Origin of the sequence: Acidiphilium iwatense, assembly GCF_021556475.1 — a bacterium.
In the GTDB taxonomy this organism is placed as follows: domain Bacteria; phylum Pseudomonadota; class Alphaproteobacteria; order Acetobacterales; family Acetobacteraceae; genus Acidiphilium; species Acidiphilium iwatense.
On sequence record NZ_JAKGBZ010000031.1, the window covers coordinates 15278 to 35209 of the forward strand.

A 19932-nucleotide genomic window follows, 5' to 3' on the forward strand; every position below is an offset into this window, starting at 1 on the left:
ACCCTGCCCTACCAGCCCGTCCGGACGCGCGACGCCGCGGCGCCGGTTCTGGTGCGGGTGATGCGGACGATCTGCTGGGGGTTTGTGCCGAGCCGCAGTTCGGCGGCGGCGAAGAGCTGATCGACGATGTAGTAGTTGCCCTCCATCCGATAATTGACCAGCTGGTCGTTGCCGTGCGGCCCGACGACGAAAAGCGGTGGCGCCTCGCCCTGATCGATGCGCCGGGGAAACTCGATATAGACTTTGCGTCCGTCATCGAAGGCGCGCACCGGCCGCCACGGCGGATCGTCCCCGGAAATCCGGTACCGAAAATTCAGGTTTGCGAGGGCAACGCCCCTGGCGATCGGTGCCGCGGCTTCGGCCTGCCGATTTTTCTGCCGAAGGGCAAACAGTTCATCCGCCGGATAGGTCCAGGAAATCGCCGCCATCGCGGTGTGATCGGTGCTTTGGAGTTCCAGATGATAACTGCGCCGATTGGTCATGATCACCAGGTTGGTGTTCAGGCCGGGTGCGGTGGGCTTGACCAGGACATGAACCTGTTTGTTGGCCCCCTGCCCGCTGGTGGTATTGCCGACGACCCAGCGCACGGTATCCCCGGCGGCGACCGAGACCAGTTTTTCGCCAGGCTGAAGCGCGATATCGGTCACCCGGTCGGGTGCCGCATAGAGCCGGTAGAGTGCGCCTTTGACGAAGGGATAGACCTGGATCGCATTGAGGTAGCCATGGGCGGTGGGCTCGAGCAGTGCGGCGTTGTTGGCAGCAGAAACACGCGCCGCCGGCGAACCCTCGTGGACACTTGTCTTTGCCCCCGCGTCTCCTCGCGCCGCAGGCAGCTTCATCAGCTGGCCGGGGAGCGGCAGCGGTTCCGCCACGGTGACGATCCGCACCGGTTTGGGCGGATCGGGTGCAAGGGTGGCTGGTTTGAAGTCGGTGCTGTCGTAATGGATGGCGGGCGGCGGCATCTTGCCGGCGCAGGCCACGAGCGTCAGCGCCGAGGCGGCCAGGATAACAGCGCTTCGAACCGTTCGATTTAGGCGAATGTGGTGCATGGCGCAGGATTCCTTGCAGGGGGCTGGGGTTGGAGCTGGGGTTGGAGCTGGGGCTTGAATTGAGGTCGCGCCGCTCCTGGGCTGATCATCAATTCCGATCATCGACTGGCTCCAGGTACGAACTCGCGCGACCAGGAGATTGCCTTGACATAGAGGCCGAGCGGGTTGCGGCGCAGCACGGCGGCGGTGCGCGGCGACTTGATGACGATTGTCAGGATGGCGGTCCAATGGGTGGTCGCAGCCAGGCCGCCCTGGCGATAGGTTTGCTCGGTCCACTTTACCTGGAACGAGGTCGCCGAGGCGCGGACGACGCTGGTGACGTCGACCGCGATGCTGCGATGGCCAATCGCCTTGAACGGGTTCTTGCGCCGCGCGTAGTCGTCGAGGAAGAGCGCCGCGTGGCCGGTGGCAAACTCATAGGCGTCGAGCCAGTCCCGGCGCACCAGGACGGGATCTGTCGAGAGCGACCGGACATCGGTGATGAACCGAGCGAGGAACCAGGCGATCTGGGCGTCGGTTGGTCGGTAGGGTGTGATTGCCGGACCGACGGCTTTGACCGCACCGAGCCGGTCGACCTCGACGACATAGGGCGTCACCCGGCTTTGCGCCGATTGCCAGAGGAGCCCGCCGGCGAGCCCGACCGAGAGTGACAGGCAGCCGAACGCCATGAGCCTCCAGTTCCGCGCCTGGACGCGGGCGGATCCGATCCGCTCGTCCCAGAGTTGCCCGGCACGTTGATAGGGCGTGACCGGCTCGGGAGTGCGGCCGTAGCGTTGCAGCGTGCGCCTGAACATCACGATCATCCCTCTCCGTCGCTCAGGTCGGGATTGGCCGCGGCACCCGGTCGATCACCCTCCTTGATGGCCTGGGCGGTTGCGTGCCGATGGTGGCGGCCGCGCTGCTCGGCCCGCAGCCTGCGGGCCCAGGCGGGCGGTGCGGCGGTGCCATCAGCCATCGCGTCGCCTGGCGTATCGGCAGAGGAACCAGACGGGGAACTTGCCTCGGCGGGCGAACCGCCGCCGGCTGGTGCGGTATCGCCCATTGTCCCACCACCGGTCGCGCGCCACACCGCCTGCCTCCCGGCCTGAGCGCTCTCCGCGAGCGAGGCACCGGCGCGTTGCGTCGTCGATCGGGCGGCTTGCGCAACCGTTCCACCGCCAGCGCGAGCGATACCGCCGATACCGGCGGTAATGCCCGCCATGCCGGCAGCACCCGAACTCGTCTGGCCGAGCCCGTAGGCGGTCGAGGCCGCCGATCCCATCGCGGTGCCGGCACGGATCGCGGCAAGTCCGCCGGACCCGGCAGCGCCGAGCAGGCGGGCACCACCGAGGGCCGCGCCACCCGTCAGCATTGCGGCACCGGCGACAGCGCCCGCGGTGCCGATCGCCGCCCCCGCGCCGAGCTGCGGCGCGCCGGAGACCAATCCGGTGGCGATGGCGGGGCCAAAAATGCCAAGCCCGAACAGGGTGATCGACGCCAGCACCAGCGACATCGCCCCGGCCAAGTTTGGCTCCTGCCCCTGGGCAGCACTGGTGAAGGCGCTGAACTCGGTGCTGCCAATCCCGACGATAACCGCCAGCACCATCACTTTGACGCCGGCGGAGACGACATTACCGAGCACCCGCTCGGCGAGGAACGACGTCTTGTTCCATAGGGCGAAGGGAACCAGCACAAAACCGGCGAGTGCGGTCAGCTTGAATTCCAGCACGGTGATGAAGAGCTGAACGGCGAGGACGAAGAACGACAGGATCACCACGAACCAGGCGAGCAGGAGCACCGCGATCGTCACGAAATGGGTAAAGACCGTGACGACGCCAATCAGCGACCCGGCCTGCTGCAACAACGGCCAGGCGGCGGTAAAGCCGACGCCCGCTAGCCGTCCCGGCATCAGGAGATCGGTGGCAGTGAGCCCGGTCCTGGTGGCATCGAGACCGAGCGTCGAGAAGGACTTGAAGACGATCGTGGAGAGAACTTGAAAATTGCCGATGATGAAGGCGAAGGCGCCAATATAGAGCGTCTTCCTGATCAGCCGGGCGAGCACATCACCCTCATGATCGAGCGCCCAGAACAACCCGGCCAGGGTGATGTCGATGCCGATCAGCACGGAGGAGAGGGCAACCACGTCGCCGTTCAGCAATCCGAAGCCACTATCGATGTAACGAATAAACACCTGCATGAACTGGTCGATGATGTTGAGATTGGTCATCGGATTTTTGCTCCGGGGCGAGAACGCTGATCTATCGATCGTCACTGACCGTCGATCTTCGGTTGATCGCCGGTTGATCATCACGGGCTGTAGGCGGTGCTTGAACCCAGGAAACTCTTGAACGCGGCGCGGCCTTCGGCTTTGGCCTCGGTGTCGTTGGCGCCGGTCAGCGCCTGGGCGCGATCCTCGGCCGCCATCAGGGTCTCGGCCTGCATCTGCTGCTTGATCGAGAGGGCGAGCAGCTGGTTGGTCGCCTGGCTCGCCTGCAGAGTACCGGCAGCGCTTTGCGAGGCGTTGACCAGGGCAGCGAGCTTGCCGGTGTCGGATTGCACGGTCTGGGCGATCCGCGACTGCACAGTCATGGTCTGGCGGAACGCGTCGCGCGCGTCCTGCCACCGTGATTCCGCGCCGGCGACCAATTGCGGGACGGGAGTGCCACTGCCGTATTGGCGCGGATAATTCTGGCTATAGGCGGCCTCGACGGATTGGACGTTGAAGCCGATGCCCTGGGCCTGGTTCATCAGGCTGCTGATCCGCTGCAGATCGTCGGTGATTCCGGTCAGCGAGGAAAAATTCAGATTGGCGAGGTTCCGGGCCTCGTTCTGGAGCATCAGCGCTTCGTTCTGCAGCGACTGGATCTGGTTGTTGATCTGCTGAAGTTCGCGTGCCGCCTGCACCACGTTCTGGACCAAATTCGCGTTATCGATCACCGCGACTTGTGCTCCGGCGGTGATCGGTGTGCTCAGAACCGTGACCACGGCAATGACCGGGAGCAAAATGCGGGTCAAAGCATCCGCGCGGATGTGTGAGACCGGCAAGTCATCGAACCGATGCCGGAGACCGGTTCGGAATCCGTGAGAATTCATGGTGGGTCTCCTGAATTGTTGGGCGGATCGGGTTGCCCGACCGTATCCGCGCGACCGGCTTGGACGATCCGGCCCAACGGCTCGCTGCTCGCGGCAGGGTCATTCGCGTCCGGGAACGGCCCGGCATTCATCGTGTTTGGGCGAGGCCCGCCCGAGGATTTCGCCGCACTTCCCGCGTTAGGACGAGGAACGACCGGAGATGCTGTGGCGGCGCCTAGGTCTGGGCTGCCCGCGTCCGGGGGCGCCCCTGGATAACTCGCGAGCAGATCGGCGGCCCAATCGAGCCCGGATTCCGCCAGAAAGGCCTGCGCAAAACCCTCTGTGCCGTGCGCGGCGAGGACGCGATCGATGCGCTGCTGATCGGCCGGCGAAGACGCTCCGCACAGAGACAGGGCGATGGGCCGGAGCGCAAGTTCGAACAGCCGGTTGCCGCGGCGCGATTGCAGGTAATAATGGCGCTTCGGCGTCGCGCGGGCGATCAACTCGATCTGGCGGTCGTTGAGACCAAACCGGTCATAGCCAGCGCGGGATTGCGGTTCGATCGCACGATCGTTCGGCAGGAAGATCTGCTGCGGACAGGATTCGATGATCGCGGGTGCGATGGTGCTGCCGGCGATATCGGCCAACGACTGGGTCGCGAAAACCACGGCGACGTTCTTCTTGCGCAGCACCTTCAGCCATTCGCGGATGCGGGCGGCAAAGAGCGGATTGTCGAGATAGACCCAGGCCTCGTCGAGGATCAGCAGGGTTGGCCGGCCGTCGAAGCGCTTTTCCAGCCGGTGGAACAGATAGGTCAGCACCGGCGCGACCACACCGGCCTCATGGAGCAGCGCCTCGGTCTCGAAGCATTGCACGTCGCCCAGTGCGAGCTGGTTTTCCGCGCCGTCGAGCAGCCGGCCGAACGGACCGTCCAGCGTGTAGGGCAGCAGCGCCGATTTGAGGGCGTTCGACTGCAACAGGACCGACAAGCCGGTCAGGGTCCGCTCCGCCGGGGGTGCCGTGGCGAGGCTGCTTAGCGCCGACCAGACCGCCTCCTTGATCTCGGGCGTGACATTGACCTTCTCGTGGGCGAGCAGGCCGCCGATCCATTCGGCCGCCCAGCTACGCTCCACTGGGTCGTCGATGCCGCGTAGCGGCTGAAAGGCCAGCGAGCCCCCCGACCCCAGCGCGTGATGCTGGCCACCCATGGCGAGCACCGCGGCGCGCGCGGAAAACCCCTTGTCAAAGATGTAGAGTTTTGCGCCGGCATAGCGCCGGAACTGCAATGCCATCAGCGCCAGCAACACGGATTTACCGGCGCCGGTCGGACCGACGATCAGCATATGGCCGACATCGCCGACATGGCTGGAGAACCGGAATGGCGCAGAACCGCTGGTCTCGGCATGGAAGAGCGGTGGGCCGTCGAGATGGTCGTTGCGCTCGGGTCCCGCCCAGACCGAGGAGAGCGGCACCAGATGCGCGAGATTCAGCGTATGAACAATCGGCTGGCGGATATTGGCATAGGCGTGACCCGGCAGACTACCGAGCCACGCTTCGACCGCGTTGACGCTCTCGCGGATGCAGGTGAAACCGGCCCCGTTGACGATCCGCTCGACCGCACGGCGTTTTTGGTCCGCTCGCAGCCTGTCGGCGTCCATCACGGTGATCGTGGTGGTGAGGTAGCCGAACGCAACATGATCGCCGCCGAGCGCTTGAAGGGCGAGATCGGCGTCGGCGACCTTATTGTCGGCGTCGGAATCGAGGAGTGGGACTGGCTGGTTGTAGAGCACTTCGCGCAACAGGGATGCGATCGATTTGCGCTTGTTGAACCATTGCCGCCGCAGCCTGGTCAGCGTTTTGGTCGCTTCGGTCTTGTCGAGGGCGATGAAACGGGTCACCCAGCGATAGCAAAAATCCTGGTGGTTGAGCGGATCAAGAATCCCCGGCTGGGTCAGATTGGGAAAACCCAGGACGGTGACGGTACGCAGATGCTGGTCACCCAACATCGGCTCGATCCCGCCGCTGAGCGGCGTGTCGGCCAGGATGGCGTCGAGATAGAGCGGTGTGGCGGGTGCCGCCACCTTATGGCGCTTTGGGGAGACGGTCCCGTGCAGATAGGTCAGCGTCTGCCCATCATCGAGCGCCCGGACCTCGGGCATGAAGCCCGAGAGAAGATCGAGCACGCGCTCGGTCTCGGCGATGAAAGCAGAAAGATCCTGGTGCCAGTCCCTGCCCTGGTTTGGCTCCGCCCGTTCGAGCAGCGCCTGTTCGGCGCGAGCGACCTGATCGGCCGGCGGCATGTAAAGCAGCGTCAGATAATAGGCGCTCTCGTAGTGAGCCTGCGCGGCCGTTGGGGTCCGCCGGTGCTGACGGTGCGGCGCCGCACCATTGTCGTTCGACGCCTGAGAATCGCCCGTGTCCAGCCGGCCATTATCGTTAGCGGCCGAGAAGCCGTGAGGCGCTGCGCGACCATTGCCGTTGGCCGACCGCTTGTGGCCGGTCGCCGTCCGGACATTGGCGTTGTCCGGCCCGTAATCGCCCTTCGTGGTCGGCGAATTATCGTCGGCCGGCGCAAGAACATCGCTCTCCGCCGGCTTATGCTCGAAACTCGCGCGCCGCTCCTCGTCAACCAGCCAGGAGGCGGCATCGGGAAAGGTGGAGACCGGATAGCCGGGCGCCTCGAACCGCTCGGCCTCGAAGAACAGCGCCCAGCCGGAGCCGAAGCGCCGCAGCACATTGTTCAGCCGTGCGCAGGTACCGACCAGTTCCGCCTCTGTGGCACTCTCCAGATCAGGACCACGGAAGCGCAGCGTGCGCTGGAAACTGCCGTCCTTGTTGAGCACGATGCCGGGTGCGACCAACGCGGCCCAGGGCAGGTGATCGGCCAGCCGGTCGGATTTGGTGCGATATTCCGCGAGGTTCAGCATGAGAAAAAACCTCGCTGGCGAAGATGGCGGGCGAGCACGGGAGCAAAGTCCGGATCGCGCTTGGCGGCGAAAACGCTGAGCGTGTGCCCCGCCACCCAGAACAGAATGCCGGCCAGCCACATCTGCAGACCGAGACCGAGGGCCGCGGCCAGTGTGCCGTTGACGATGGCGATGCCACGCGGCGATCCGCCCAGGAGGATCGGTTCGGTCAGTGCGCGGTGCAGTGGCGCCTCGAACCCGTCGATATTGGTGCTCACGAGACCAGCGCCCCACCGCCGAAGCCGAAGAAGGACAGAAAGAACGAGCTGGCGGCAAAGGCGATGCTGAGCCCGAAGACGATCTGGATCAGGCGGCGAAAGCCGCCGCTGGTCTCGCCGAAAGCGAGCGACAGGCCGGTAACGATGATGATCAGCACGGCGATGATCTTGGCGACCGGTCCCTGCACGGAATCGAGGATCTGCTGCAGCGGCTGTTCCCACGGCATGTTCGAACCGGCGGCATAGGCGACATTGCCCAGCCACGGCGTGAGCAACGCACCGGACCCGATGCGGCGCAGGATGCGGCGGAGCCGTGCGGACGGGCACGACGTAGCTGGTGTCGCCGCCGGCATCGGCGATGGCGCGGATCGCCACACGCCGATCAGCGACATTTTGCGTCTCAATCGACCGGACTGGGGTGCCGCGGCGGGCGATGGTGCGGTCCGTGCGTACCTGGCCGCGAACGCAGCTTCTGACGGTCGCGCGGAGAAAAACAGCGTGGTCGACGATGAACTTGGCGGGCGCAAAGTCATGGTTGGTCCTTTCGGTTACGGCGCAATCGATCGGTGCGGGATGAGGTCGGCGAGGGCGTAATCGCCGTTGGCGTCGAGGCCGGTGACTTCGCTGATCGTCTCGATCCGCCGGGCGAGGCCGCGGCCTTGGATAAAGACCACGATGTCGATCGCCTCGGCGATCAGCCGGCGCGGCACGGTGACGACCGCTTCCTGGATGAGCTGCTCGAGCCGGTACAGCGCGGCACGCCCGGAATTCGCGTGGACCGTGGCGATGCCGCCGGGATGGCCGGTGTTCCACGCCTTCAGCATGTCGAGGGCTTCGGCACCGCGGACCTCGCCGACGATGATCCGGTCCGGCCGGAACCGCAGGGTCGAGCGCACCAGATCGGCAAGCGACACTACGCCCGGCTTGGTGCGCAGCGCGACGCAATCGGGGGCAGCGCATTGCAGTTCCCGCGTGTCCTCGAGCAGAATGACCCGCTCGTCGAGCTCGGCCATCTCCGCGAGCAGCGCATTGGCGAGCGTGGTCTTGCCGGAGCTGGTGCCGCCGGCGATCAGCACGTTGCGGCAGCCGATCACCGCCTGCCGCAGCGTATGCGCCTGGTCCGGCCGCAGGATACGATCGGCTATATAGTCATCGATGGTGTAGATCCGCGCCGCCGGCTTGCGGATGGTGAAGCAGGGTCCGCGCGACACCGGCGGCAGGATGCCTTCGAACCGTTCCCCGGCAATGTCATCCTCGCGCGGTGGCAGTTCGGCACTGACGATGGGATTGCCGGCATGCGCTTCGACCCGGACATGGGAGGCGACGAGGCGAATGATCCGCTCGACATCCGCCTTGCTCAACTCGACACCGGTATCGACCCGGCCCTGGCCGAGACGGTCAAGGCGCAACCTGCCGTCGGGATTGACCATCACCTCGATGACCGCGGGATCGGCGAGCGCCGCTTCGATGTGCTTGCCCATCGCGGTGCGCAGCATGGTGCGCCGGCGCTCCTGGGCCTGGTCTCCGACGTCCGCGGGTGGACGGGAAGAGTCGGTCATGGTTTGCCCCAGTCACGGCCGGGGCCTGGGCGTGAACGTGGACCGGGATCTTGGACTGGCCTTTGACCTTGGGCTGGATCTTGAGCTTGGTGCTGTCCCTGCCCTTGGCCCTGTCCGTTACCCTGCCGCGATCCTTGCTTTTGGGTTTGGCCGTCATCCTCCCGGTCAGTGGCCTCGGCGCGCGCGAGGGTCCGGCCGCCAACGGCGATCTGCCGACCGACCCGGTCGATGAACGCGGCAAAACGGTCGCGCCCCACCGCGCGGGCGGCATGATCCGGTTCGGGCAAGGGTGCGTTGATGGTGAGTTGATAGCGGATGAATAGGGCGAGGCTCTCCATGACGATCTGCTGGTCGCGCTCGATCCGGCCCAGCTGGGTGCTGATCCGCTCCAGCCGGAGCGCGAACCGGTCGTCGAGTTCCTGGTGGCCGCGCCGGGCCAGCCAGGCTTTGACCGCATCGGCAAGGATGGCGGATTTGGACGCTCCGGGCTTGGCCGCCAGCGCCTCCAGCTTCCGGCTGACATCTTCAGCGAGATAGAGCTGATGACGACATCTGAGTTCGGTTGTCATGTCTGCACCCCTCAGAAATCCGGCAGGAGATCGTGGTCTTGATTGCGGTGCGGATCGCCCTCGTTGATCACCTGGGCACGGCCGATGGCGCCGAGCCCGCGCACCCGATCGATGATCTGGGCGTCGGCGGCAGGATCGGACTCATCGTCGAGGCCGAGATCGATCGCGCGGCCGGCATCGTTCGGTCGCACATGGCCATCCTCGGGCAGGCCGGGGTGGCGTTGCTGTTGCAGCCCGCCTTCGTCGGTAGCGCCAAATTCGTCCTCGGCCGTGGTGGCGAGGCGGGTATCCGGTCCCCTCACCTGCCCGCACCAGTCATCGGGTCGCGGCGCCGGCCGGTCGCGATAATTTTGCTCGGCCAGCGCCGGCGCCGCGATGACCCGCCCGGAAAAATTGCGGTCCTCGTAATAGCGCAGCTTCTTGGCACGGATCGGCGGCAGCCCGGAGACCAGGACCAATTCGTCTGTCGCCGGTAGTTGCATCACCTCGCCTTGGGTCAGCAGCGGCCGCGCGGTCTCCTGGCGGCTGACCATGACATGCGACAGCCACGGTGCCAGACGGTGACCGGCATAGTTGCGCTGGGCGCGCTGTTCGGTCGCGGTGCCCAGCGCATCGGAAATCCGCTTGGCCGTCCGCTCGTCATTGCTGCTAAAGGCGATGCGGACATGGCAATTGTCAAGAATCGCATTGGTCTCGCCATAGGCCTTGGAGATCTGGTTGAGCGATTGTGCGATCAGGTAGGCGCGGATGCCATAGCCGGCCATGAAGGCGAGCGCGGTCTCGAAGAAGTCGAGCCGCCCCAGTGCCGGGAACTCGTCCAGCATCATCAGCAGCTGGTGCTTGCGGCGTTTGCCGGGGTCGCCTTCCAGCCGTTCGGTCAGGCGCCGGCCGATCTGGTTCAGCACGAGGCGCACCAGCGGCTTGGTCCGCGAGATGTCCGAAGGCGGGATTACCAGATAGAGCGAGACCGGACGCTCCGCATCGACCAGGTCGGCGATCCGCCAATCGCACCCGGAAATCGTCGCCGCCACCGTCGGATCGCGATACAGGCCGAGGAACGACATGGCGGTGGACAAGACGCCGCTGCGTTCGTTGTCGGACTTGTTCAGTACCTCGCGCGCAGCGCTGGCGACGACGGGATGAACCCTCGGATGCTCCTTCGTGCCGAGATGGTTGGTACCCATCATCCGCCGCAGCGTGCGGGCAAAACTCCGCTGCGGATCCGAAAGAAACGTCGCGACGCGAGCGAGCGTCTTCTCCTCCTCGGCATACAGCACATGCAGGATGGCGCCGACCAGGAGCGAATGACTGGTCTTCTCCCAGTGCGACCGGCGCTCCAGCGCGCCTTCCGGATCGACCAGGATATCCGCGATGTTCTGGACATCGCGAACTTCGTCCGGACCTTTGCGCACCTCCAGCAGCGGATTGTAGCGGGCCGAGCGCGGGTCGGTCGGGTTGAACAACAGGCAATGCGAGAACTGTGCCCGCCAGCCGGCGGTCAGCTGCCAGTTCTCGCCCTTGATGTCATGGATGACCGCGGAACCGGTCCACGAGAGCAGGGTCGGGATGACCAGGCCGACGCCTTTACCGCTCCGGGTCGGGGCAAAAGCCATGACGTGTTCCGAGCCGTCATGGCGCAGATACTGGTTGCCGAGGCGACCGAGGAATACGCCGGCTGCGCGGAACAGGCCGGCTGCCTCGATCTCGGCCTTTGTCGCCCACCGGGATGAACCGTAGGTCGTAACCAGCCGGTTCTGCCGGGCGCGCCACAGCGAACCGATAATGGCAACCGCACAGCCCAGAAGCCCGCTGGAGGCCGCGATGCCTGAACAGGAGCGGTGCGTAGGCGTCGTACTTGTACCACCACGCGAAAAGCCGCCACGGGTAATAAAACGGCAATCCAAGGACGACGAACCACGGCGTTCCCAGCCGTTCCTGAAACCCAAGCTCGGCGGCGCACCATTCCGTCGCGAACCAGACACCCGCGACGACGATCGCGAAGACGATGATGATCTGGCCGATAAGGAGCTTGGTGGGGGTCATTTACTGTCTCCGCCGGAGCGCAAACAGCTGCGCCGGAATGGAGACAGGACTCGGGCAAATAGCCCGAAAGAGAAATCGGCTTTAGCTACGCCGGCCTACGTCTATGTGCGCCCGATCGATTGCGCGCAGATTCCAACGTAATCGATCATGCCTGGACGGTCATGGCATGCCTCCTCTGAATTTGTCGACGATCGCGCCTTGCGCCCCACTCCGATGCACGACAAAAAACTCGTCTGCGAAAACCGCTCATCCCAAGGCAGTGCCTATGGAAGATCCAGACATGACGCTCGACAGATGTTGGTCATCTCGAGTTCGCACGAAACGGTCGTCGATAACAACCTGATCTAATGCCTTGCGGTAGGGGCAACCCTCCGCCTTGAGTTCATGATCGATCAATGTGTCCGTCAACGAAGCCGTCCCGGCATCGTTGCCACACATCCAGCGAACCTTCGAATATATGTAGGGTGCCCGCAGCGAAGATCATTTGGATCTCGTTCGTGTATCTGGCGACGCCGAGCTGATCGACGTTTGAAGAGTCGACGTAAATCATATCCATCACCCCTGCACTCACTATAGGTTGCTATGCCATCTCGGCGGCCGGTGCATTGCGGTCGGCAACGATGTCACGCGCGGCTTTTTCGCCGATGACCATGGTCGGCGCGTTGGTGTTGCCAGTGATCACTCGAGGCATGATCAAGGCATCGGCGATGCGCAGCCCGGTCACCCCGTGAACGCGCAGCCGGTTGTCCACCACCGCCATATCGTCCTGGCCCATCTTGCAGGTTCCGACCGGATGATAGATCGTCTCCGCCGTCTCGCGGATGAAGTCGATCAACTCAGCATCGGACTGGCGCTTCGGCCCCGGATCGAATTCCACCCCGCCGGTGATCGCCCGCATGCTCGGCGCGCTCATGATCCTGCGGCCCAGCTTGAGTCCGGCGAGTAGCTCCTGCACATCGTCATCATGACTCAGGTAATTGGGTTCGATCAGCGGATCGACAAAGGGATCGGCCGATTTCAGCCCGATATGGCCGCGGCTTCTCGGCCTCAGTTGGCAGCAATGCAGTGTCATACCGTGACCCCACGTGCGCTTACGACCGTGATCGCGCAGCAGGCTCGGCAGAAAATGAAACTGGATTTCGGGACGTTCCGATTCCGGCGTAAGGCATACGAAACCGCCGGCCTCGGCGGCGTTCGACTGGAACATGCCGGTACCGGATTTGCGATATTCGAAGAACGCCTTCAGCGCACGCGGCAGCGTGTTGGCGGCAAACCCAATCGAGTTTCCGGTCTGGTCCTTGGTGATCACCGTGACATCGAGATGATCCTGCAAATTCTGTCCGATGCCGGGAAGCTCATGCACCAGCGGAATGCCGTGCCGTGCCAGTTCCGCACGCGGGCCGATGCCGGAGAGCAGTAGGAGTTGCGGCGAGTTGATCGCACCGCCGCACAGCACCACTTCACGCCGCGCCGCCAAACGCTGGATACCGTCGGGCATGCGAACCTCGACGCCCGTTGCCCGCTTACCCTCGAACAGAACCTGCGTGACATGGGCCCCGGTTCGGATCGTCAGATTGGCGCGCGTCCTAATCGGATCAAGAAAGGCCCGCGCCGTGGAGAACCGCTTGCCGCCACGCTGGGTGACCTGAAACAAGCCAATCCCCGCCTGATCGGCACCGTTGAAATCGCCATTCGCAGTCAGCCCTGCCTCGACCCCTGCCTTGATGAAGGCCGCCGTAAGCGGATTTGGATCGCTAAGATCCGTCACGTTCATCTCGCCGCTGCCACCGTGGAAAGCGCTCGCGCCCCGCTCGTTACGCTCAAGCTGCTTGAACATGGGAAACATCTGATCCCAGCCCCAGCCCGGCGCGCCCAGACTTTCCCACTCGTCGTAATCGCGTGGGTTGCCACGTATATAGACCATGGCGTTGATTGAGGACGAGCCGCCGAGCGTCTTGCCGCGCGGCCAGTAGAGCTTGCGTCCGTTCAACCGTTCCTGCGACTCAGTGTAGTAATACCAGTTATAGGTCTTGAATTTCAGTAGGCCGGCAACGCCAAGCGGCGTGTCGATCAGCAGCGAATTATCGGGTTTGCCGGCTTCCAGCAGGCATACACTGGTGTTCGGATCGGCGGAAAGCCGGTTGGCGATAACAGCGCCGGCCGAGCCCGGCCAGGTTGGTCATGCGTCCGGCCAGTCGATGCAGGATCAGCCCGCCGCCGATCAGCGCCAGCGCGCTGCCGAAATAGATTCCCGAGGCGAAGGCGCCGAGTGCGCGCCCGCGGCTCGCCGGCGGGAAATAATCGGCGAGCATCGAAGTGGCGCCCGGCAGGATCGTTGCCTCCCCGACGCCGACGCCGACGCGGGCCAGAAAGAATTGCAGGAAGCTTGTGCTGAGCCCGCCGATGCAGGTCATCGCGCTCCAGATCAGCACGCCGAAAGCAACGATCAGGCGGCGGTCGAGCCGATCTACCGCCCAGGCGATCGGTAAGCCGAACAGCGAGTAGAAAACCGCGAACGCCGTGCCTTGCAGTAGCCCAATCTGCAGGTCGGTCAAGCTGAGATCGTGCTCGATAGGAATCACCAGCAGCGCGACCACGGTGCGGTCGGTAAAAGCAAGCATATAACCGAGGGACAGGATGATGCAGACGAAGATCGCGCGGCCGCGTGGCGGGTAAATCTCTTGCGCCAAGGTCGCGCCGGTCGCCTCTTTCGCGGTCGTGCTCATCCTTTGGTTGCTCCCTGTTGACACCGCCGTGACGCCGCCGATCCCGCGCTACGCTTCGTCAGTGCGGGGGGAGCCGACACGGCTGCATCAGCAACGTCCATGGAGGGTAGCGGCAGGGGCGCGGTCAGCGCGGCGCCGATCATGCCAAGCAGATTGCCGAGAAACACCTCAAAATCGTCGACCGCGACCAGGCTCTGGCGGGGCAACACGCCGCGCTGCCAATCGGCGAGCGCGTAAACCGCAAGCCTCACGGCGAGCATCAGCCGCTGATCGAGGCTCAGACGCGGCGCATCCGGATGCAACTGACGCATCGCCTTGCGCACGAGCAACAACCCGCGATCATAGGCTTTCGCGTGGAAGGTCGCTGCGAAATCGAAACTGTCGGTCTGATAGATACGCGCATGTAGCCGTACCCAGAGATTGGGCGGACCGGTCTCAGCGATCGTTTCGGCGAGCGGCAACACCACCGCCTCTGCCAGCCGCTGCAGCCGCTCGTCCTGTGGCGCCATGGCGTAGCTCTGCATCAGCGTAACCCGCCGTTGATCGACCGGCGGCATGCGCCAGTCGATCAGCGCTTCCAACAGGTTGATCAGACTTTTGAAATGGTAATGCAGCGAAGAGGCATTGCGCTGGCCGGCATGACGATTGATCTCGCGCATCGAAACGGCGTCGATCCCATGGGCGACGAATAGCTCCTCGGCGCTGCGCAACAGCCGCACCTTGGTATCGGGCTTTGCCAGTATCTGTCGTTTCCTCACCTTTCTATCATGGCCGCGTCGCACTAATTAAGTCAAGTGATTTAATTTTGCCGTTTCCACGCCGGTGAGAAATTAGGCCACGGAGGCTCCCGCATGGACCTAACCGAATACAAGGTCGCGGCGCGAGGGATGGCCCCAACTAATCCACTCTATATGTGTCCGACCAGCCGCGCGGAGGGATTTGGTTACCCACGCCCAACTTCAGAGAGTGATTTCAGACCGGCGGATTCCGGATATTCCTTTGAAAGATGGCTAAATCTTGCCAATGATTTTTCTGGATTCACGAACAGCAATCCAAAAACTCCGATCGCTACAAGAAGGGCGCCAAGCAACAAATACCCATTCTGATAGCCGCTGGCCGATGTCCCGATGGCGGATTGGATGATATGCCCCATGACGAAGGGGGCAATGATACCGCCCAACGTTCCGATTGAACTGAGAATGCCGAAAATCCCGCCACGTTGAGTTTCAGGACATATTTCACCCAGTATGAGCGGCCCGAACATGAATATCGTCTGGGTCAGGACGCCGCCGATAGCCAGACAAAACACCTTGCTCACTGAACTTAACGGCAAGGAAAGCATCATGAAAACGATCCCTCCGATTGCTGGAGTTGCGCTACACACGATGCCTCGGGCCACCCGTGAGGAATATCCGGCTGCCTTCAAACGACGGGAAACGTCTGCCAGTATCAGGTTCATCGGAATCCACGAACCTGAAATGATCGCAAACAACCATCCGGTCTGGACCTCGGAAAATTTCAACCCAAGATGAAGATACGACGGCAACCACGTAAAGTACAACGCGATCGCGGAATACTCGATGAAATAGATGAGCACCAACGACAATGAGGTTTTGTCGAACAGAAGAACGCGTAGCGCGACATGACTTCTGTCATAAGATGACTTTAGCACCGTGGTGTCATTGACCGCGCCTTCCCCTCCCAACAACATCCACGCAATCGTCCACGCCATTCCGAGAACACCGAGAAAAAGGAACGCAGAATGCCAGCCATAGCGGACAATGAAAAAAGTCAGGATCGGACCGGCAAGCATCAACCCGACATTAACGCCCTGCTGGACGACCGCCGTGGGTATATTCCTATTATCATTTTGAAACCATTTGTAGGCTGCGTGTAATGCCATCGGGAATGCAGGGCCCTCACCCGCCCCCAGCGCGATGCGCGATAGAAGCAGAATTTGAAACGACGCAAAAAAAGCTATCGGCAGTTGAGCAGCCGACCAGACGAGCGCCAAACCCGCGATGATGTAATAGCTTTTTATCCGGTTTGCCAAAAAACCTATCGCTAGGCTAGACACGGAAAAAAGCAGAAAGAAACTACTGCCGAGCAATCCGAATTCAGCCGGCTTAAGATGGAGCTCTCCCATAATTTGTACAGCGGATAGCCCAATTACGGCCTTATCGGCGAAATTGATTGCCATGAACAACGCCAGAAGACAAACAATGATCGTTTGCTTCCTTGACATTCTAGACATTCGGTCCTCCGTGTTTTGCTTATTGGTTTGGTAGCGGATCTGAATTCAGGACGACGAAAGAAGGCTATACGGAAGCGACGCCCACACGGGTCTGGTCGGCTGCCAATGAACGAATACTCTGCGCCAGCGCAGCAATCCGTGGCCCACATTCACGCTCAACTGCATCGGCTGTGAAGCGGAACGCAGGAATCCCGCAGTTTACGGAAAAGCAATCTCCGTCGGGAGTGCGAAAAAGGGGCGCTGCGGCACCGTAGATGTCGGACCTCCACTCGCCCAGCGACAGACAAAATCCTCTGTCACGGCATGACGCGATCCCACTTTCGATATTGGACGCGACGTGGCTCCAGGTAGTCGCATCATCGTTCATCGCCGCGTCGCGGTAAGTGCAGAACTCTGCGTCCGAATACAAGGAGAGGAGCGAACGACCAACCGCCGTCAACGCCATCGAGATCGTAAAGCCCGTTTCCGGTACGTGAGAACTCACATCGGTCGTCCGTATCGTCTCGACATAAATGCAGTTGATGCCAAGCGGCATAGCAATGGATACGGTGCCACCTGTGAAAGCGGCGAAATCTTTCATCAGCGGCCGGACCAGCTGCCTGATTCTGAGGCGCGCCAATAGCGGATAGGCGATACTCAGAACGCGACTTCCAAGTTTGTACAACCCGTTGGCGTCGCGCTTCAGATATCCCAGCACTTCCAGCGTGTGTGTGAGCCGCGATACGGTCGGTCGCGACAGGCTGGTTCGTTCCGCCAGCTCCCTATTCGAGAGCGCTCCCTCTTCAGCACGAAACGCCGACAGGACGTCCAGGCCATGAGCTAGGGTTGTTGCGAAGGATTGGTCGGCCGGTTCCTCGCCGCCTCGCCGCACAACTTGGAATGAAGAAGCCGACTCGTTGAGTGGTTTTAAGATATTTTTGGTTGTCATTTTGATAAATTAAATCTATAGACCAAATCTGTCAATATGTCGGAATAATTGGCTCCGGCGGCAATCGCATTTGGAGGGCAAGCCTTGATTAGAAATCAGGAAAAACTCGCAGAGCTGCAAACCCGCATCAGAACGTTCGTCAGGGAGGTGGCAATTCCGAACGAAGACCGCGTCGAAGCACTCGACGTGGTGCCCGCGGACATTGTGGAAGCAGGCCGCCGTCTCGGCTGCTTCGGCTGGAGTATTCCTGAAGAATATGGCGGCGCCGGTCTCACCACCGAAGAACTTGCACTTGCGTTCATCGAACTGTCGCAATGCTCCGTCGCGTATCGCGTGCATCTCGGTACCAATGCCGGTATCGGCTCCGAATCGTTGATTCAGGATGGAACCGAGGAGCAGAAGATGCGGTTTCTTCCGAAACTGGCTTCGGGGGAAACTATAGGATGTCTTGCCCTGACCGAATCCGAGGCTGGTTCCGACGCTACCGCATTGAAAACGACCGCTGTTCCGAGCGGCAACAACTATTATGTCCTCAACGGCGCCAAGTGTTACATTACGCTCGCGCCGATTGCGGATTTGTTCACCGTTTTCGCGCGTACCGACCTGAATGATTCCAGTGCATCAGGTGTAAGTGCCTTTTTGATCGAGCGTGGCGCACCGGGTCTGACGACCGGTCCTTCAACTCCAAAAATGGGCCAGGAAGGGGCACCAATTGGTGAAGTCTACCTCGAGAACTGCAAAGTGCCAGCGGAGGCAATTATCGGCGGCATAGCGGGACGTGGCTTCAAGACGGTGATGAAGGCCCTCAACAAGCAGCGCGTCAATCTTTCTGCGCTTTGCACGGGTCCCGCCATTCGGATGTTGGAGGATGCCGTCCGGTACGCAAAACAACGTCAGCAATTCGGAAAGCCAATCGCGGAGTTCCAACTGATTCAGGCCATGCTTGCTGAATGCAAAGTCGATATCGAGGCCGCTAAGGCTTTGATTCTTGAAACGGCACGCAAGCGCGATCGCGGCGAAGATATCACGATGGACGTCTCCATGTGCAAGTATTTCTCCACTGAGATGTGCGGCCGCGTTGCCGACAAGGTCGTACAAATCTTTGGCGGGCAGGGGTATGTAAAGGGCCGGGGGATCGAGCGCTTTTATCGCGATGTCCGCGCTTTTCGCATCTACGAAGGTACAAGCCAAATTCATCTGCTCAACATCGCCAAACGCCTTCTGCGAGAGGAGGTAGCCAGACTATGAGCGGCCCTCTGACCGGATTAAAAGTTCTCGATATTTCGACCATTATAGCCGCGCCGTTCTCCGCCTCCTTACTGGCCGATTTCGGCGCTGAGGTGCTGAAAGTAGAGATGCCGGGAACCGGAGACGGTGCCCGTGGGTTTCCACCATTTAAGGATGGAAAGTCGCTTTGGTGGAAGGTTGCGAACCGCAACAAGAAATTTATCACGCTCGATCTAAGAAAATCCGAAGGAGTCGAAATCTTTAAGCAATTGATTCCGCGTTTCGATGTTCTGGTGGAGAATTTCCGGCCGGGCACTCTGGATCGTTGGGGATTGCCGGCTGCCGAGCTATGGCGATTACAACCCCGCCTAGTTATTCTGCGCGCCACGGGTTTCGGTCAAACCGGCCCATACCGGAATCGTCCCGGGTTCGCCCGCATCTTCGAAGCGATGGGGGGCCTCACTTACATCACCGGAGAAACCGACGGAGAGCCGATGCATTCAGGATATCCGTTGGGCGACGCAATCGGCGGTCTTTTCGGCGCCGCCGGAATTCTTGCCGCCCTCTGGAAACGTGTCCAAGACCCTGAGGCGCCCGGCGAGGAGATTGATCTTTCCTTGACGGAGGCCACTCTTCGGCTTCTGGATTTCCTTGCCATCGAATATGATCAGCTGGGCGTGGTGCGTAAACGCTCGGGAAATAGGAATCAATATTCCGCTCCTGCCGGCATTTTCCGGACCGGCGACGGTCACTGGGTTACTCTGGCCGGATCGACGAACGCGCTCTACGCCAATAATTGCAAAGCCATCGGTCGAAGCGATCTGATCGTCGATCCGCGTTTTGCGACAAATGCACTGAGGACGGAGGGGAGCTCGGAATTGAATGCGATCTTTTCGGAGTGGTTCACCTCCCATTGCCTTGAAGACGCGCTTGGCGCTTTTCGAGAAGCACAAGGAACTCTTGCCCCAGTTTATTCCATAGATCAGATCTTTGCGGATCCGCATTTCGAGGCTCGAAATGCCATCACGGCCGTGCCCGATGAGGACTTTGGAACAGTGCGCATGCAGAATGTCGTGCCACGCTTCACCACCGAACCGGGCTGCATAAAGTCCTCGGGACGGTCGATCGGATTTGATAACACCGAGGTTTATGAAAATTGGCTCGGTTTGAATCGAAACATCGTCGAACAATTGTCCGAAAAAGGGGTCATCTGAGTTCGATCGCCGGCGTCAGCGCATGACCAGGTCATGCTACGGGATTCACACATTTCATAAAATGTATGTAAATCAACGGATTGTAACCGATATTCCGATTTGATCCCGTTATGTGTTCTCTATTATGA

The 19932-nt window shown here is 61.7% G+C and carries 16 protein-coding genes and 1 pseudogene; 2 read left to right on the forward strand and 15 right to left on the reverse strand.

Going from position 1 to position 19932, the window contains the following annotated elements:
• Window positions 1-8 precede the first annotated feature (8 nt).
• From trbG to L2A60_RS14260, 15 genes and pseudogenes are all read right to left on the reverse strand, one after another.
• Window positions 9-1049, reverse strand: coding sequence for a P-type conjugative transfer protein TrbG (trbG, locus tag L2A60_RS14190; protein ID WP_235705094.1), 1041 nt, complete (start codon window positions 1047-1049; stop codon window positions 9-11).
• A gap of 98 nt (window positions 1050-1147) precedes the next feature.
• The gene (gene trbF, locus L2A60_RS14195) at window positions 1148-1843 is read right to left on the reverse strand and encodes a conjugal transfer protein TrbF (protein WP_268920266.1); all 696 of its coding nucleotides are present in this window, start codon (window positions 1841-1843) and stop codon (window positions 1148-1150) included.
• A gap of 5 nt (window positions 1844-1848) precedes the next feature.
• Window positions 1849-3255 (reverse strand): P-type conjugative transfer protein TrbL, encoded by a 1407-nt coding sequence (gene trbL / locus L2A60_RS14200; RefSeq protein WP_235705095.1) that lies wholly within the window; start codon window positions 3253-3255, stop codon window positions 1849-1851.
• An 80-nt stretch (window positions 3256-3335) separates the two neighbouring features.
• Window positions 3336-4121: a P-type conjugative transfer protein TrbJ gene (trbJ, locus tag L2A60_RS14205; protein WP_235705097.1), complete on the reverse strand. Its 786-nt coding sequence runs from the start codon at window positions 4119-4121 to the stop codon at window positions 3336-3338.
• Window positions 4118-7027, reverse strand: coding sequence for a conjugal transfer protein TrbE (trbE, locus tag L2A60_RS14210; protein ID WP_456237171.1), 2910 nt, complete (start codon window positions 7025-7027; stop codon window positions 4118-4120). The genes trbJ and trbE overlap by 4 nt, the downstream gene beginning before the upstream one ends.
• Window positions 7021-7284, reverse strand: coding sequence for a VirB3 family type IV secretion system protein (locus L2A60_RS14215; RefSeq protein ID WP_235705098.1), 264 nt, complete (start codon window positions 7282-7284; stop codon window positions 7021-7023). Before L2A60_RS14215 ends, trbE begins: the two co-directional genes overlap by 7 nt.
• The gene (locus tag L2A60_RS14220) at window positions 7281-7676 is read right to left on the reverse strand and encodes a TrbC/VirB2 family protein (protein ID WP_456237172.1); all 396 of its coding nucleotides are present in this window, start codon (window positions 7674-7676) and stop codon (window positions 7281-7283) included. The genes L2A60_RS14215 and L2A60_RS14220 overlap by 4 nt, the downstream gene beginning before the upstream one ends.
• Window positions 7677-7832: 156 nt before the next feature.
• Window positions 7833-8780: a P-type conjugative transfer ATPase TrbB gene (trbB, locus tag L2A60_RS14225; RefSeq protein WP_329603586.1), complete on the reverse strand. Its 948-nt coding sequence runs from the start codon at window positions 8778-8780 to the stop codon at window positions 7833-7835.
• Window positions 8781-8839: 59 nt separating this feature from the next.
• A complete protein-coding gene (locus L2A60_RS14230) occupies window positions 8840-9412 on the reverse strand; it encodes a hypothetical protein (protein ID WP_235705100.1) in 573 nt (190 codons plus the stop codon).
• Between the two features lie 11 nt (window positions 9413-9423).
• Window positions 9424-11455, reverse strand: a pseudogene (locus L2A60_RS14235) (conjugal transfer protein TraG).
• A gap of 580 nt (window positions 11456-12035) precedes the next feature.
• On the reverse strand, window positions 12036-13604 hold the full coding sequence (locus tag L2A60_RS14240) for a GMC family oxidoreductase (RefSeq protein ID WP_235705120.1): 1569 nt from the start codon (window positions 13602-13604) through the stop codon (window positions 12036-12038).
• The gene (locus L2A60_RS14245) at window positions 13537-14181 is read right to left on the reverse strand and encodes an MFS transporter (RefSeq protein WP_235705101.1); all 645 of its coding nucleotides are present in this window, start codon (window positions 14179-14181) and stop codon (window positions 13537-13539) included. The genes L2A60_RS14240 and L2A60_RS14245 overlap by 68 nt, the downstream gene beginning before the upstream one ends.
• Complete coding sequence (locus L2A60_RS14250) at window positions 14178-14939, reverse strand: TetR/AcrR family transcriptional regulator (RefSeq protein ID WP_235705102.1); 762 nt, start codon at window positions 14937-14939, stop codon at window positions 14178-14180. The genes L2A60_RS14245 and L2A60_RS14250 overlap by 4 nt, the downstream gene beginning before the upstream one ends.
• 185 nt (window positions 14940-15124) lie before the next feature.
• Window positions 15125-16381, reverse strand: coding sequence for an MFS transporter (locus L2A60_RS14255; RefSeq protein ID WP_235705104.1), 1257 nt, complete (start codon window positions 16379-16381; stop codon window positions 15125-15127).
• A 118-nt stretch (window positions 16382-16499) separates the two neighbouring features.
• Window positions 16500-17363, reverse strand: coding sequence for an IclR family transcriptional regulator (locus L2A60_RS14260; protein ID WP_235705105.1), 864 nt, complete (start codon window positions 17361-17363; stop codon window positions 16500-16502).
• An 84-nt stretch (window positions 17364-17447) separates the two neighbouring features.
• On the opposite strand from L2A60_RS14260, the gene L2A60_RS14265 reads away from it, so the two are divergent.
• Together L2A60_RS14265 and L2A60_RS14270 are read left to right on the forward strand one after the other, a co-directional pair.
• Complete coding sequence (locus tag L2A60_RS14265; RefSeq protein ID WP_235705106.1) at window positions 17448-18611, forward strand: acyl-CoA dehydrogenase family protein; 1164 nt, start codon at window positions 17448-17450, stop codon at window positions 18609-18611.
• Window positions 18608-19804 (forward strand): CaiB/BaiF CoA transferase family protein, encoded by a 1197-nt coding sequence (locus tag L2A60_RS14270; RefSeq protein ID WP_235705107.1) that lies wholly within the window; start codon window positions 18608-18610, stop codon window positions 19802-19804. The genes L2A60_RS14265 and L2A60_RS14270 overlap by 4 nt, the downstream gene beginning before the upstream one ends.
• Window positions 19805-19932 lie beyond the last annotated feature (128 nt).